Source organism: Geofilum rhodophaeum, from assembly GCF_002210225.1.
GTDB lineage: Bacteria > Bacteroidota > Bacteroidia > Bacteroidales > Marinilabiliaceae > Geofilum > Geofilum rhodophaeum.
The window spans coordinates 47,840-62,840 of the sequence record NZ_MWUJ01000017.1 but is presented as its reverse complement, the minus strand read 5'-3'; the positions used below and the strand labels follow the sequence as shown (position 1 = coordinate 62,840).

The following is a 15,001-nucleotide window of genomic DNA, read 5'->3' as shown; positions in this document are numbered from 1 at the left end:
ATCACGGGGTATTGCTAACTTGACTTGAAACTAAAAGCGCCAAACATGAATCTATCCGGAGCAACCAGCAGACTTAATATTATAGTGGGCGAAAACGATCAGGTTTACCAACGCCCCCTCTACGAAGCCATCGTTTTCGCTGCCAAAAAATACAAACTCTCAGGAGCCACCGTCTGTAAGGGTTTACTCAGTTATGGCGCAGGCAGCAATGCACACAGTGTAAAAGTATTCTCCCTTTCAGAAGACGCCCCCATGCACATTCAGCTGGTGGACTACCCCGAACGACTGAAAGATTTTTCGGATATTGTTCGCAGGCTGATGGACAAAGCCGGGGCCGGAGGAATCATTACTATGGAAGCGGTGGAAGTGCTGCATTACCAAGCTCCGGCATAAGACCTGCTGCTGATTTTTTTTGCTAACTTTGCAGGAAACCAACTTTGCTGCAACGGCATGACTAAAAACCACAGTCGCCCCTCCACCAGGCGGGCCACCCAAAAAGCAGAATACTTCATCGCTGAGCGCATCCATTCGGGAGGCATTTCGGGAAAACGCTTTGCGGGTCCTGTAATTAAAGTAGCCACCGCAGGCATCGTATTGGGTGTTGCTGTTATGTTGCTTTCCCTGGCGATAGGCAACGGCTTTAAAAAGGAAATCAGAGAAAGGGTTAGTGGTTTCAGCAGCCACATTCAGGTGGTCAATTACGACTTCAATCAGAGTTTTGAAAGCAACCCAATAACGCACGACAGCCTGCTGCATGGGCGCCTGAGTGCAATAAGTGGCATTCAGAATGTGCAGCGCTTCATCACCAAACCAGGTTTACTCAAAACCGACAACGAAATACAGGGTTTGGTGCTAAAGGGGATCGGTAAAGATTATCGGACCGACTTTCTGGAGAACATCCTAACAGCTGGGCAACTGCCCCTCACCGACAGCACCGGAACAAGCAACGACCTTCTGTTGTCAGAGACCTTGGCCCAACTGCTGCAGATCCAGGTGGGCGACGAGGTGTTTATGTATTTTTTTCAGGAACAAATTCGCATCAGGCGGTTTAAGGTTTGTGGTCTTTTTAACAGCCATTTGCCCGACTTCGACAAGCGTTTCGCCATCACCGATTTGCGCATTCTTCAAAGACTTAATGGCTGGCAGGAAGAGGAAATCGCAGGCTATGAGATTGTCTTGGAGGACTTTGACCAGATGGATCTTTTGGGCCAGGCGGTGTACGACGAAACTGCAGATTACCTCTCTGACCATGGCAACCTGTTGCGCACGCAAACCATCCGCCAAACACAGCCTCAAATTTTTGGCTGGCTCGATCTCCTGGATATGAACATTGCGGTCATCATCCTGCTGATTGTCCTGGTTGCGGGCTTCAATATGATATCCGGTCTCCTTATCCTCATCCTCGAACGCACCAATATGATTGGCCTGCTCAAGTCTCTGGGGATGGCAGACTGGCCCCTGCGACGAATATTTATTTATCTGGCCACCCGAATAGCATTGAAAGGACTCCTTTGGGGCAATGCGCTCGGCCTGGGCTTGGCTATGCTGCAAAAACAACTGGGTTGGGCTCGTCTCGACCCGGCCAATTATTTTTTAGATACCGTTCCCATCGCACTGCCCCTGCACCACATTATACTGCTTAACATTGGCGCACTGATGGCCATCTTCCTGATGATGATCGGTCCTTCCTATCTGGCCGCCCGCATTTCTCCGGTAAAAGCCTTGCGTCTGGAATAAAAAACACCGTACAAACCATCTTTGGCATACTTTTTATAATAAGTATAATGGTTTAAATTAATAATGGGACAAAGGAGCCGCCGACGCAAACGTGAGTCGGCGGCTTTTTTATTCTTAACAATGGAGAGCTGTCCACAATTTTGTAACTTTGCAGCAACAGCCACCACCGCATCAAACAAAAAAAGCATGTCCTGGCAAACCGCGCTACGCAAAGCTCTGCAAGAACCACTTCCCGGAACCAGGGCCCACGCAAAAATGGCCCCATCGGCACGTCCGCTGCCACCCACCTATTTTAGTGAGCGGGGCAGACCGCGCCAGAGCAGTGTCCTCATACTGCTTTACCCGGGCCAGGATGGCTTATACATCCCCTTTATTCAGCGTCCCGTTTACGAAGGTCCCCACAGCGGACAAATCAGTCTCCCCGGCGGAAAATGCGAGCCCTGCGACCCCAACCATTGGGACACGGCCCTCAGGGAAACAAGAGAAGAACTGGGGATCGATACACGGGGGGTTCAATATTTGGGAACACTGAGTGAAATTTTTATTCCCTACAGCAATTTCATTGTGGTCCCCCAGGTAGGCTTTCACAAGGACACCCTGCATTTTCAGCCCGACCCGTATGAAGTGAATGAAGTACTTGAAGTTAAGGCGGCCGCCTTACTGGACCAGCCCAGGCGTACCAAAACCATTGAATATCCGGCGGCCCCACCCATTGAGGCCCCTTATTACGATGCCAACGGCCGCCACATCTGGGGAGCCACAGCAATGATCCTCAGCGAGCTGATTGAGATCTTCAACCAAAGAACACCCTATTGGGCTAACGCATTACGTTCCTGTAATGCTCGTAGCGCTCCAGAATCTCTCTAACGTAGTGATAGGGTTCTTCGCCGCGACAGTAACCAAACTCCACCACCGGATCGTTGTAGTATTTGGGATGCGACTTATTCAGAATGTAGTAATCCACATTATTGTCCCACAGCTTGGGATCCTTTCCGTATTTCTCAGCGAGTCGCATGGCATCCAGAACATGCCCGATACCCACATTATAAGAAGCCAGAACAAACTTTAAGCGCTCCTCCGGCTCCTCAACACGCAAGGCCATACGCTCATCGAGCCATTGCAACAATTGCATGCCGCCACGAATGTTTTCCCTGGGCGAGGTAAGGGTCTCCACCCCAAAGCGGTCGGCAGTCTGAGGCATCAGCTGCATCAGCCCCAGCGCTCCGGCCCAACTTTCGGCATCCGGAATAAAACGGGACTCCTGATAAATAATGGAGGCAATCAAGCGCCAGTCCCATTCAAATTGGGCACTTTCTTCCCGAATCAGGTCATCGTAAACCGAAACCTGTCCCCCCTTTACCGAATGAAAGTCAGAATCAACCAGGTGAACCGAGCGCCTGTTCAGAAAATATTTCTGATACACCCGCTGATATTGGGCAGTTCGTTTAAAGCCCAGCATCCAATTATCGACGGCATTCAACAATTCTACGGCCCCTTTATTAACTGCCCAGGCTTGCTTTTGCTGAAAACTTACAGCCGTGCCCACGTCCAGGTTTGGAAAAAAATTGAGATTCACCCGCGCCAGATTCTCATCGCATACCGTGTAGGGAATCTCGCCCTCGGCCACCAGCTCAATCAACTGTTCCACTTCATAATCAGGTATCTCCACAATGTGTATGCTGTCGCCAATTTCATTCGACAAACTGCGCAAACGCTGAACAAAAGCGGAGCCTTTTTGAACATAAACACTCTTGCCACCCAGGTCGAGCTGATTCCTAATCAGTCGGTTATAAGTGATGCTCATAGAACCCAGCTGATCGGGCGTATAAGCCTGCTGAACCAGCACCTGCCGACTGAAACTGTGCGGCTCGGTAAAAGCCACCATATTTTCGGTTTCCCGGGTGACTGCCAGACTGCTGGCAATGATATCGATGTGCCCCTTCTGCAAAGCCTCAAAATTACTCTGTAAATCATTGTTTACCGTAACCTCCAGTTGCACCCCCATAAAGTTGGCAAAAGCTTGCAGCAGCTCAAATTGGTAGCCCATGGGCTGACCCTTATATACAAAATAATTGGTGGAATTGTAATTGGTTACCACCCGTATTTTACCACTCTCTAAAATTTGGGGCAAATCGGCCACTGCCACAGCTTCCGGCTCCGACACTTTTCGTCCGCCTCCGCCTCCGCTACAAGCGCCCACAATCTGAGCCAATAAAATCAAGCTCGCAAAGTAAAGTTTTCCCATACAAAAAGATTTAGACAAGAAGTCGTAAATACATGTAGCCAGCAAAGTTAGCAGAAAAAAACGACCTGCAAACAGCAATCCTTAGTCGTAAAAATTCCACGACACCCCAAAGCGCAGGCCTCGCGGATTTGCAGGGTAAAAGGCCGTATGAAAATATTGGTTGGAAGTAAGCCCTTGCGTGACATGATCCATTTTAACAAAAATCCGTGCACGCTTCAACTGCATATTCAAAAACACATCGACAAAGGGATAATCGCCAACCTGTTGCTCGTTTTGAACATAAAACTGCCCTGTAGCCGGCATATAGGCCGGCGCATACCACAAAGAGTTGTAGCGAAAATCAAAGCCCAACTGAAAATGCAGCACCTTAAACAATACATTTTCATAGTAATTGGAACTGTAAATGGCCCACTCCGGCAGGGGCAGAATACGCTGCTGACTGCTCATTTGATACAACACCGTATTGCGACTGTTGAAGCCAGCACCCGAAAAATGCTTATAAAGCCGAATCTCCAACACCGAAAGCACCGTTGAAGTCTGTTCCGGAAGGGCTTCCTCATTCCAAAAAACATAATCGTTAATGACCCGTCCTTCGGCAGACAAACTCAGTCGCCTTCCCGGCAATTTCACAGCACCACCTAGCTTAAGCGTTTGTACTTTATCAAATCGCTCCTCCCAGGCAAAATGATTCGAAAAATAGTGCTCCTCAAAAAAGCCGGGCGTATTCAAATACATCCCGCCATAAGCCTCCACTTGTGCCGTATCCCGGCCCAGGCCAAAAGAAGAATTAAGGGCCCCGGTCAGTTCAGTATCCCCACTGCGGTAACCTTGAAAATAAAAACGCGCCCCGGCATTCCAACGAAAATGCGCGCCCAAATTCTTAAAGAGTTGACCACCCACCAGCGTGGTAGTCAGCGTAGTGTCCCCCTCAAGCATTACTGGAAGACGCTCGCCGTCCTCCTCAATGTATCCCCGCGCGGGATAACGCAACCTTTCCACCTCGTTGGTCACAAAACCCCTTAAGCCAAAGCGCAAAAGCGCATTGGCCTCCTCATTAAACTTAAGCTGCAGCGAGTTTTGAACACTGGTTTCATAAACCCTGTCGAAAGTCCGTTCCGTATCTACATAAACATTAGGGTAAAAATCATCCCCTTCACCGCCAAAATAACGGCCCAAGTCATCGATTCGATGCACCCGTCGTCTTCGATCAACATGCAAGGTGTGAATGGCTGTACCCACAGGAAGAACCGCCGACTCCCCTTCACGCCGGCTTACAGTAAGATTGCCAATATCAAGCGCCTGATTCAGATACAACTGATGGTTGTCCGTACGGTTCGAAGCGGTATAAAACTGAACAGGAATGTTTTCTTCCCGGCCGAAATCATAATCTTCCGGATTCAGCACATAATCCTCATCCATTACCCCCCCATTTTCGAGGTGATCGGTTTTATTGTACACATAAGCAGAATGCAATTCATAACGCTCACCCGAGTACGAGGAGAAAAAACGAAAATGCCGACTATCTGATTTTTGTGCATCGTAACGACCTATAGACGAAATCAGATCGTACTGAAAGCCCACATTCCACAAACGGTTGATATTCTGCGTAAACAAAATACCCACCACTTCTTCGGAGCGACGCTTGGGCCCCCCGTTCTGGTAATACAAATTGGTATAAGGCGTGGTGGTGTTGTACCAACGCCATTCTTCCGGACCTTTAAAAAAACCGCCCAAACTCTCCGTAAACAAAAAACCACGGGCAACCGGAAGTTTCGACACCACAGCAGGCATCCAGGGCGAACCCAGGTTGCCCAACTGCACGTTGGCTACAGCAGCACGATAGGCGGGACTGTGCACCTGAAAACCGGTGCTCAGGGTGTCCGGAGACAGACTGTCGGCACGCGTGCCCAAATCCAGCAGTTGCCAGGAACGAATCTTATGCGCTATCTGTGGACCGGGAGCAGCAGATGAAGCATTCGCTCCTCCGGGGGCAGCTCCGCGCCCCCCGATGGTCTGTTCCCTGTCGCCCTGCGCTGCAGCAAAGCCCGCAAGCAACAGCATTAAGGTAGTAAATAAGAGCAATTTTCTCATGCAGGGCAAAGATATTGAAAAAATGAAAACAGCGGTACAAAACGCGTGCCCACATTCCCTGCCCCTGTCAAAAAGCTATTTCACTTCCCATACATTTCCGCGTGTAGCCAAATCACGGAAGCTCTTCACAGGACTGTTTTGTTGCACCTCCTGAATTTGTGCTTCTACATCCCGGTTATAAACAGCTCCTTTAACACTGCGAATAACCCCCAGCGCCACCGGAAATTCGGGATACTCCATAGTGGCCAGCTTCAGGTGCATGGTGCTGTCGGTGCACTCAGCATCGTGCACCAAAAGATCCTTTTCCTCCACCCCGTTCACCCCCAACTGAACCACCTTTAGCGTAAGACCTTCAAGCATCAGGCCCTTGTCCCTGTTTTTGCCAAAGATCATCGGCTTACCGTGTTCCAACAAAATGGTCCGGTCGTCTTTAAACTCCTTATCGGTAATGGCCTGATGCGTTTTATCGTTAAAAATGACACAGTTCTGCAACACCTCTACCACCGAAGTCCCCTCAAAGCGATCGGCCGCCTTAAAGACATCTACACAAAGCTTCAACTCCCGATCGATGGTTCGCGCAAAGAAATGCCCCCTGGCTCCCAGAGTCAGTTCCCCGGGACGAAAAGGCTGCTCCACCGTTCCAAAAGGCGAGCTCTTAGAAACAAACCCATGCTTGGAGGTAGGTGAATACTGCCCCTTGGTCAGACCATAAATTTGATTATTAAACAGAATGATGTTCAAATCCACATTACGACGAACCGTATGAATGAAATGATTTCCGCCAATAGCCAGCGCATCACCGTCCCCGGTGATGTGCCACACCTTAAGATCGGGTCGGGCCACCTTTACCCCCGATGCGATGGCCGAACCACGTCCATGAATGGTATGGAAACCAAAGGTACTCATATAATAGGTAAAGCGGGAAGAACAACCAATTCCGGAAACCACCACAACCTCTTCGGGCTTCAGTTGCAACTCGGCCATGGCTTTTTGCACGGTATTAAGAATGGCATGATCGCCACAACCCGGACACCAGCGCACATTCAGAGCGCTTTTAAAATCAACAAAGGTATATTCCTGTACTTCACTCATAAGTCCTAAGCTTCCATTAGTTTAACAAACTGTTCCTTAAGTTCCTGCACGGTAAAAGGCTGTCCCTCCACCTTATTGAACTGCTCATAAGAAAACTGAGGGTGCTTCATCCGTAAAAATCCGGCAAACTGCCCCATATTCAATTCGCAAACCACAATCTTCTTGTAGCGCCCCAGCAGCTCAGCAGTATTCAAAGGCAGGGGATTGATGTAGTTGAAATGTGCCAACGCGACTTTTCGCCCCTCCTTATTCAAGGCCTCCACCGCAGCAAACAGATGACCGAAAGTGCCGCCCCAGCCTACAACAAGTAAATCGGCAGAAGCATCGCCTACCACTTCAAGGGCAGGAACAAAATGGGCCACCCGCTCCAGCTTTTGCTGGCGCAGACTCACCATAAGGTGGTGATTGGGACCGTCGTGCGAAATATTGCCGCTCACTGCATCCTTTTCAAGACCTCCAATCCGGTGCTCATAGCCCTTCATACCCGGTACCACCCAGTCGCGATTCAATTTATCCTCGTTACGCAGGTAGGGCTGAAACTCCCCTGGCTTTTGACGTGTTCTGGGGACCTCAATTGCCGGAAAGTCGCCCTCATCGGGCACTCGCCATTGTTGCGTACCATTGGCCAGAAAACCATCGGTCAGTAAAATAACCGGAATCATATGTTCCAGGGCTATCTTGGCGGCATAAAAAGCATAATCGAAGCAGTTGACCGGCGTACTGGCAGCCATTACAACTACCGGGCTTTCGCCATTACGACCAAAGAGTGCCTGCAGCAGATCCGACTGTTCGGTTTTCGTAGGTAAACCTGTAGAGGGTCCGCCACGTTGAACATTCACCACCACCAAAGGCAGCTCAGCCATAACCGCCAGGCCAATGGCCTCCGTTTTAAGTGCCAAACCGGGACCAGAGGTGGAAGTGACCCCAAGTGCCCCACTGTAACTGGCGCCAATGGCGGTACAAACTCCGGCAATTTCATCCTCTGCCTGAAAAACCTTTACCCCCAAATCCTTCCGTGCAGCCAGTTCCTGCAGGATTTCGGTAGCAGGAGTAATGGGATAAGACCCAAGAAACAAAGGCAAACCACTCTTTTCCGAAGCCAAAAGCAAACCCCAGGCTGCGGCAATATTACCGTTTAAATTGCGGTAAATGCCCTTGCGATTTTCGGAGGGACTTACATGGTACGAAGGCGTCATCGCCTGAATGTTATTGCCATAATCAAATCCGGCCTGGAGCACCAAAAGGTTGGCCTGCATAATGGCCGGATTTTTTCCAAACTTGGTTTTAATGTAGGCCTGAGTATGGGCAATGGGCCGATTAAAAAGCCAATACACCAAGCCCAAAGCAAACATATTTTTACTGCGCAACACGCTCTTATTGTCCAGATCAAGTTCCTTAACGCTTTCTTTGGTGAGGGTCGTAATCGGGGCTTTAATCAGATTATACCCATCCAGCTGGTCTTCTGCAATGGGATCATCTGTTTTATAACCCGCCTTTTCCAATCCCTTGGTATCAAAACTATCCACATCCAGGATAATGGTACCACCAGGTTTCATGAAACGCACATTGGCTTTAAGCGCAGCAGGGTTCATCGCCACCAAAACATCGGTCAGGTCACCCGGGGTGCTCACCCCCTGACCAAAATGCACCTGAAAACCCGACACCCCGCCAATGGTTCCCTGAGGAGCCCTAATATCAGCAGGAAAATCAGGAAAGGTTGAAATATCATTACCGTAAACCGCTGAGGTCTGTGAAAACAAGGTCCCTGTCAGCTGCATTCCGTCGCCCGAGTCGCCGGAAAAGCGGACAGCAATTTTGTCCACCTCAATTACTTTTGAACTTTTTCCCATAACATTCTGATCCTTCATTTAAGTTGTAGAGACTCACATAAAGAGCTGTACACAAGGAGCTAAATTAAACCTTATCTTACTTATTACCAAAAGAAAGCAAGTTGCGAAAATCCACTCCCGGCAAGCCCCAAAAGCTGTAACAGCAGCTAACCTTTAGAAAATCACAGAATTTGAAGTGTATAATAATACAAACAAGCGACCCAACTTTTTTCTAATTCAGAATGCATCCAAATAGAAAACCAGCGCCAAAGCTGAATCAATACAACTGGGGGGTTAAAAAATATACAAAACCCAGCACCAAAACCGTATAAATAACCACCCATTAACATCTCTTACTGCTTAATTAAACTCTTTTTGCAGAAACACTGTTACCTTTGCAAAAAAACAACTATGGCACTAATAAAAGAAGTAAGGGGATTTACCCCAAAATTTGGAAACAATGTTTTCCTGGCAGAAAACGCCACCATTATAGGTGATGTGGAAATGGGGGACGATTGCAGCATTTGGTACAATGCGGTACTGCGCGGCGATGTCAACTCCATCCGACTGGGCAACAAGGTCAACATCCAGGACGGAACCGTACTGCACACCTTGTACCAAAAGTCGGTGGTAGAAATTGGCAACAACGTTTCCGTAGGCCACAATGTAACCATTCACGGAGCCAAAATCGAAGACAACGTGCTCATTGGCATGGGTGCCACCATACTTGATCATGCCGTAATAGGCAGCAACTCCATTATTGCAGCCAACTCATTGGTACTCACAGGAACCAAGGTCGAGCCCAACAGCATTTACGCAGGAGTGCCTGCCAAAAAGGTCAAGGACATTGAACCAGAGCAGACCGCTGAAATGGTGAATAAAATCGCCAACAATTATTTGATGTACGCCAGCTGGTACAAGTAGAAAACACGTCACCCACGAAGCGGCAAATGCCGGGCAAGCACTTCTCTGCCCAAGAAGAAACTGGCAGAGGCATTAAAACGGAGCGGATCCTCACTGCTGTAAAAAGCCAGCTGGCCACCCCGCGTAAGTCGCTCGTCCATTTCGGGATGTCGTAAAAGATAGTCGCGCAAGCGATCGGCCACAACCGGCCCCTGATCAATAATCTCCACCCCGGCCGGAACGAAACGTTCAATTAGGGGCAGCAAAAGGGGATAGTGGGTACACCCCAGAATCAGCGTATCGGTTTCAGGTGCGCGGCCGAACAGTGCGGTCAAATTTTGCTGCACAAAAAATTCGGCGCCCTCTGAGGCCAACTCTTGATTTTCGATGAGCGGCACCCACATGGGACAAGCCTCTTGCACAACCTTAAAGGAAGGATAAAGCTTCGCGATTTCGAGCGGATAAGATTCGGACAACACCGTGCCCACAGTCCCCACAACACCAATGTGCCCACCGCGACTCACCTGTCCCAAATACTCTACACTGGGCCTTATTACACCTAAAACGCGATTTACCGGGTTTAAACCCGGCAAATCGCGTTGTTGTATTGTTCGGAGTGCTTTGGCCGAAGCCGTATTGCAAGCCAGAATAACCAGGGGAGCCCCCAGTTCAAAAAGATGCTTAACAGCCTCCAGAGTGTAGCGGTATACTACTTCAAAAGATCTTCCGCCATAAGGCGCCCTGGCGTTGTCTCCGTAGTAAACAAAGTCGTATTCGGGAAAAGCTGCGGTTAATGAGCGTAAAACAGTCAATCCACCATAACCCGAATCAAAAACACCGATAGGTCCCGATGACGGCATAAGCCAATGAACTGTGTTAGTTCACAGCCAATTTTGCCTTAACCAGCGGACCACAATCCATACTCTGGTCAGAATGATAAAGCACCACCTGTGCACTCAGGTCGAAAATATAAATCAAACCTTGCTCCTGTCCAACAGCATCTACCGCACCCTGAATCTTCTCCAACAAAGGCTGATACAACTCCTGCTCCTTGCGCTGAAGTGTTTGCTGAGCCATAGTCTGGTAATTCTGCAAGCGCTGTTCAATATCCTGGATTTCCTTTTCCATGCTGCTGCGAATCAATTCGGGCATGGTTTCGCGTTGCTCCAAATACTCCCGGAATTTTTTCTCATGCTCCTCGCTCATAGCCTGCATTCTTTTTTGCAGCACCTCTGCCTCGGCCTGCAATTTCTGGTCGGCTTCAGCCTTTTCGGGCAATTGCTGAATCAATTCCTGCATATTGATGTGTCCAAACTTCAACTCCTGGGCCTGAACAAAACCGGCAGTCAACATAAGCACTGCCAAAACGATAACTTTTGCTAATTTCATATGCTAATTATTTATTTTTCAATGGTAACTTTCAACTACAATCCCAATTTGGCTTTAACCAAGGGGGTAATGTCTTCACTTTTTTCAGAGTGAAAGAGCGTAAGCCCCGAATTCATCTCAAAAATGTATAAAAATCCCTGCTCCTCACCGACCTCCTGAATGGTGGCCCTCAGCTTTTCGAGAACAGGCACCTGCAAAGCCTGCTGCTTCTCCTGAAGACCCTGCTGAGCACCGGCATAAAACTCCTGAATGCGTTGCTGCATCGCTGCGTACTCCTGTTGCTTGGCTTCTTTTTGTTCTGCAGAGTAGGCTTCAAAGTTTTCTTCAAATTCCAACTCCAGCTTCTGCAGTTCTTCCTGCATGACGGTCAACTGACCTTCGAGCCGGGTGGTCTCCGTTTCCATTTCGACAGAAATATTTTTGTACTCGGGCATCAACAGCACTACGTCGGCAACATTAACATGTCCAAACTTTGGTGCCTGTGCCGCTGCAGACGAGAAAACCAGGCCCAACAGAGCCGCTATTAAAATGATTCGTATTTGCATCATCCTCTTGTTCAAATTTTATTTTTTTAGTCCTAATCTCTCCAATATCTGATCGCTGCGATCGTGTCGGGGATTCAAATACAGCACCCCGTTGGCTTTATCAAAAACAGCAGCCAGGTCTTCTTCCCGCGCCAGCTCACGAATGGCAGAAGCAATTTGCTCCTGAATGGGCTGTACAAGGCTTTCCTGTCGCTTGGCCATTTCCCCTTCCGGTCCAAAGTAACGGTGTTGCAACTCTTTTGCCTCCCGTTCTTTGGCAATGATGTCTTCTTCGCGTTGCACCCGCATTTCGCCCGATAAAAAGACACTCTCGGTCTGAAATTCCTTATACATCTCAGCCACCTCCTGATACCTGGCTTCAATTTCCTGCTGCCATTGTTGCGACAGCTGATTCAACTGCTCCTGAGCCGCCTGATACGCAGGAATATTGCGTAAAACATACTCGGTATCCACAAAGGCATATTTCTGAGCCTGCAGCGACCAGGAACCTGCCAAAATCGCCAGCAGCAAAATTAAAATTGTTTTTTTCATAACCATAATTTTAAATAAAAATAAGCGGTTACTATCCTGAATCAAAAACCGAACCACAAAAGTTCTTCTTATCAGAAATTCTGTCCCATAACAAAGTGGAAATTACTTCCGGCAGCACCGTTGTAACCAGGCACCTCATCGAAACCATACCCCCAGTCGATACCCATCAAACCAAACATGGGCAGAAAAATGCGAACCCCTACACCAGCCGAGCGGTGCAAATCAAAGGGATTGTAATCCTTAAACTCGGACCAGGAATTACCGGCTTCCAAAAATACGAGTCCGTAAACCGTAGCCGAAGGCTGAAGCGTTAAGGGGTAACGCAACTCCATAGTCATTTTGGTGTACATATTACCGTTTTGACGTGCGCCAGTTCCTTCGTCACTTGTAACAAGAGACGTTGCTGTTAAGGAATTGTTTTCATAACCGCGCAAAGCGATGGTTTCACTTCCGTAGTAGCTGTAACCCGACATCCCGTCGCCACCCAAAGTAAACTTCTCAAAAGGAGACCGAAGATGTTTGTTGTAGTAGCCCAGGAAACCTCCTTCAACCCGTGTCATCAAAACCATCTTATCGGCCCGGTCAAGGGTTTTGAACATACCTCCCTTAAAGGTCCATTTGTGGTACTCAATCATTCGGTACAACTCCTGATCGTCGGTTACCTTGGAATAATCCTTGTCGCTGAAAGCCGAATAAGGCGGGGTGAGTTCCAATCCCAGGGAAAAGTCCGACCCCGAACGCGTATAGAGCGGATTATCGATGGATCTACGTGCCAACACAAACTTAAGTCGAAGGTTGTTGCTCTGACCGGTTTGCATTAAAAAGTACCAATCCAACAAATCGTAATGGGTATAGCTCAGCTCCGAATACAAAGTAAAAAAGTCATCGGGCCAGGTTAAACGGCGTCCCAATCCAAGTGTTGCACCAAACACTTTCATGTGTCGTGAATCATCACCCTGCATCGAGTAAGGATCATTATAGCCATAGCCATAGGAACTGTAGCCATAGTAATTGTTGGGCATGTAGCGACTGCTCACGCCGGTCTGTATGGTTCGGTAAAGACTGAAAGAAAGCGAATTGGGTTTCTTTCCGCCCAACCAGGGTTCGGTAAAACTGAGGCTGTACGACTGGTAATACTTACCATTGGTTTGCGCCCGAAGAGCCAGTGTTTGTCCGTCACCTGTAGGCAGAGGCCGCCAGGCTTCCTTATTGAAAAAATTACGTACCGAAAAATTATTGAAGCGTAAGCCCAGAGATCCCACAAACATACCGGCTCCCCATCCCCCAGAGAGCTCCACCTGGTCGTTGGCCTTTTCTTCGAGATTGTATTCCAAATCAACCGTTCCCTTGTCCGGGTCGGGCAGTGGAACCGGATTTATTTTTTCGGGGTCAAAGTGACCCAGCTGAGCAAGTTCACGCACCGTACGAATCAAAGCTGCTTTATTAAAAAGCTCACCTGGCTTGGTACGTAACTCCCGACGAATAACATGCTCGTGGGTTTTGGTGTTGCCTCGAATAATTACCCGGTCTATGCTGGCCTGATCCCCCTCATAAATACGCATTTCCAGATCAACCGTGTCGTTATAAATCGCCACATCAACCGGAATAATGCGGCTGAAAAGATAACCATTGTTCATGTAGAGGTTGTGCACGGCATCGTCGTCCATAAAAAGGCGCTCATCCAAAAGCGTTTGGTTAAAAACATCTCCCTTCTGGATTCGAAGCATCTGTCCCAAATACTCTCCAGGATAAATACTGTTGCCCACCCAGCTGATGTCCCCAAAGAAATACCGATTCCCTTCTTCTATGCCGATTCGGATATCCACAGTATTATCGTCGTTCCGCGCAATGGAGTCATAGGTTATGTAGGCATCACGATACCCTTTCTCGTTGTACTTCTCGATCAGCGTTTCCAAGTCTGTACGATAGTCGTCTTCTACAAACTTCTTGGTTCTGAAAAAATTCCGCCACAGTCGACGCTGATTGGTTTTCTTCATAATACGGTTCACCTTATTGTCGGAGAACTCCGTATTGCCCTCAAATCCCAAATAAGAGATCTTAACCTTCTCCTTTTTATCGACATGAACATCCAGCATTACATGGTTCACCCGGGCAGTATCGTCACGTTGAACAATGTTAACCTCTGTATTATAAAACCCCTTCTCTACAAAATGATTTTTAATGAAACGCTCTGCCCGAGTTACCAAATAGGGGGTAACCTGACTGCCCCGCATCATCGCAACTTTCTCGTTAACCGCATCTATCTCGGATTTCTTTAGCCCAAAATAATTCATTTCAGACAATCGAGGACGTTCTTGCAACTGGATTTCCAGATCAATCTCACGTCCTTCCATTCGTTTTGCCAGTATCTTTACATCGGAAAACAAGCCATAATCCCAGTACTTTTTAATGGCTTTGGTAATGTCGTCTCCAGGAACAGTTATTTCTTGCCCCACACGAAGTCCCGATAAATTAGCAAGAATCTTGGGATCATTATTCAAGTCACCACTAACTTCAATTTTGGTAATGAGATATCTTCGAGGTGTTCCGGAATAGGAAATTTCAGCCGGGGAGGTTTGTCCATAAGTCAATAAGGAAAAGAGAAAGAGAACAAACAGGGTCGAAAATCGTTGCAACAT

Annotated in this window: 13 protein-coding genes; 4 read left to right on the top strand and 9 right to left on the bottom strand. The window is 48.2% G+C overall.

Annotated elements, in window-relative coordinates:
• Positions 1-45 precede the first annotated feature (45 nt).
• The 3 genes from B4W65_RS13810 (at position 46) to B4W65_RS13795 (ending at position 2,604) form a co-directional block, all read left to right on the top strand.
• Positions 46-393 carry a DUF190 domain-containing protein gene (locus B4W65_RS13810; protein ID WP_088655754.1) on the top strand — a complete coding sequence of 116 codons (348 nt, stop codon included), beginning with the start codon at positions 46-48 and terminating at the stop codon, positions 391-393.
• Between the two features lie 57 nt (positions 394-450).
• Positions 451-1,737: an ABC transporter permease gene (locus B4W65_RS13805; protein ID WP_088655753.1), complete on the top strand. Its 1,287-nt coding sequence runs from the start codon at positions 451-453 to the stop codon at positions 1,735-1,737.
• Positions 1,738-1,923: 186 nt separating this feature from the next.
• Positions 1,924-2,604, top strand: a complete 681-nt coding sequence (locus B4W65_RS13795; RefSeq protein WP_088655751.1) for an NUDIX hydrolase — start codon at positions 1,924-1,926, stop codon at positions 2,602-2,604.
• On the opposite strand, the gene B4W65_RS13790 is transcribed toward B4W65_RS13795, so the two are convergent.
• From B4W65_RS13790 to B4W65_RS13775, 4 genes are all read right to left on the bottom strand, one after another.
• The gene (locus B4W65_RS13790; protein WP_088655750.1) at positions 2,555-3,982 is read right to left on the bottom strand and encodes an MltF family protein; all 1,428 of its coding nucleotides are present in this window, start codon (positions 3,980-3,982) and stop codon (positions 2,555-2,557) included. The two genes, B4W65_RS13795 and B4W65_RS13790, sit on opposite strands and share 50 nt — an antisense overlap.
• 81 nt (positions 3,983-4,063) lie before the next feature.
• Positions 4,064-6,073, bottom strand: a complete 2,010-nt coding sequence (locus B4W65_RS13785; RefSeq protein ID WP_088655749.1) for a putative porin — start codon at positions 6,071-6,073, stop codon at positions 4,064-4,066.
• Between the two features lie 75 nt (positions 6,074-6,148).
• The gene (locus B4W65_RS13780) at positions 6,149-7,165 is read right to left on the bottom strand and encodes a 2-oxoacid:ferredoxin oxidoreductase subunit beta (RefSeq protein ID WP_088655748.1); all 1,017 of its coding nucleotides are present in this window, start codon (positions 7,163-7,165) and stop codon (positions 6,149-6,151) included.
• Positions 7,166-7,170: 5 nt separating this feature from the next.
• On the bottom strand, positions 7,171-9,015 hold the full coding sequence (locus tag B4W65_RS13775) for a 2-oxoacid:acceptor oxidoreductase subunit alpha (protein ID WP_088655747.1): 1,845 nt from the start codon (positions 9,013-9,015) through the stop codon (positions 7,171-7,173).
• A gap of 390 nt (positions 9,016-9,405) precedes the next feature.
• Between B4W65_RS13775 and B4W65_RS13770 the strand changes: the two genes are divergently transcribed.
• Positions 9,406-9,918, top strand: coding sequence for a gamma carbonic anhydrase family protein (locus B4W65_RS13770; protein WP_088655746.1), 513 nt, complete (start codon positions 9,406-9,408; stop codon positions 9,916-9,918).
• An 8-nt stretch (positions 9,919-9,926) separates the two neighbouring features.
• Here B4W65_RS13770 and murI read toward each other — a convergent pair whose 3' ends face one another.
• The 5 genes from murI to bamA all read right to left on the bottom strand — a co-directional run bounded on the left by murI (position 9,927) and on the right by bamA (position 15,001).
• A complete protein-coding gene (murI, locus tag B4W65_RS13765; protein WP_088655745.1) occupies positions 9,927-10,757 on the bottom strand; it encodes a glutamate racemase in 831 nt (276 codons plus the stop codon).
• 16 nt (positions 10,758-10,773) lie between these two features.
• Entirely contained in the window at positions 10,774-11,286 is a 513-nt protein-coding gene (locus B4W65_RS13760; protein ID WP_088655744.1) for an OmpH family outer membrane protein, read from the bottom strand.
• 35 nt (positions 11,287-11,321) lie between these two features.
• Positions 11,322-11,834: an OmpH family outer membrane protein gene (locus tag B4W65_RS13755; protein WP_240509580.1), complete on the bottom strand. Its 513-nt coding sequence runs from the start codon at positions 11,832-11,834 to the stop codon at positions 11,322-11,324.
• A 15-nt stretch (positions 11,835-11,849) separates the two neighbouring features.
• Positions 11,850-12,362, bottom strand: coding sequence for an OmpH family outer membrane protein (locus tag B4W65_RS13750; RefSeq protein WP_088655775.1), 513 nt, complete (start codon positions 12,360-12,362; stop codon positions 11,850-11,852).
• A 71-nt stretch (positions 12,363-12,433) separates the two neighbouring features.
• Positions 12,434-15,001, bottom strand: a complete 2,568-nt coding sequence (gene bamA, locus B4W65_RS13745) for an outer membrane protein assembly factor BamA (RefSeq protein WP_088655743.1) — start codon at positions 14,999-15,001, stop codon at positions 12,434-12,436.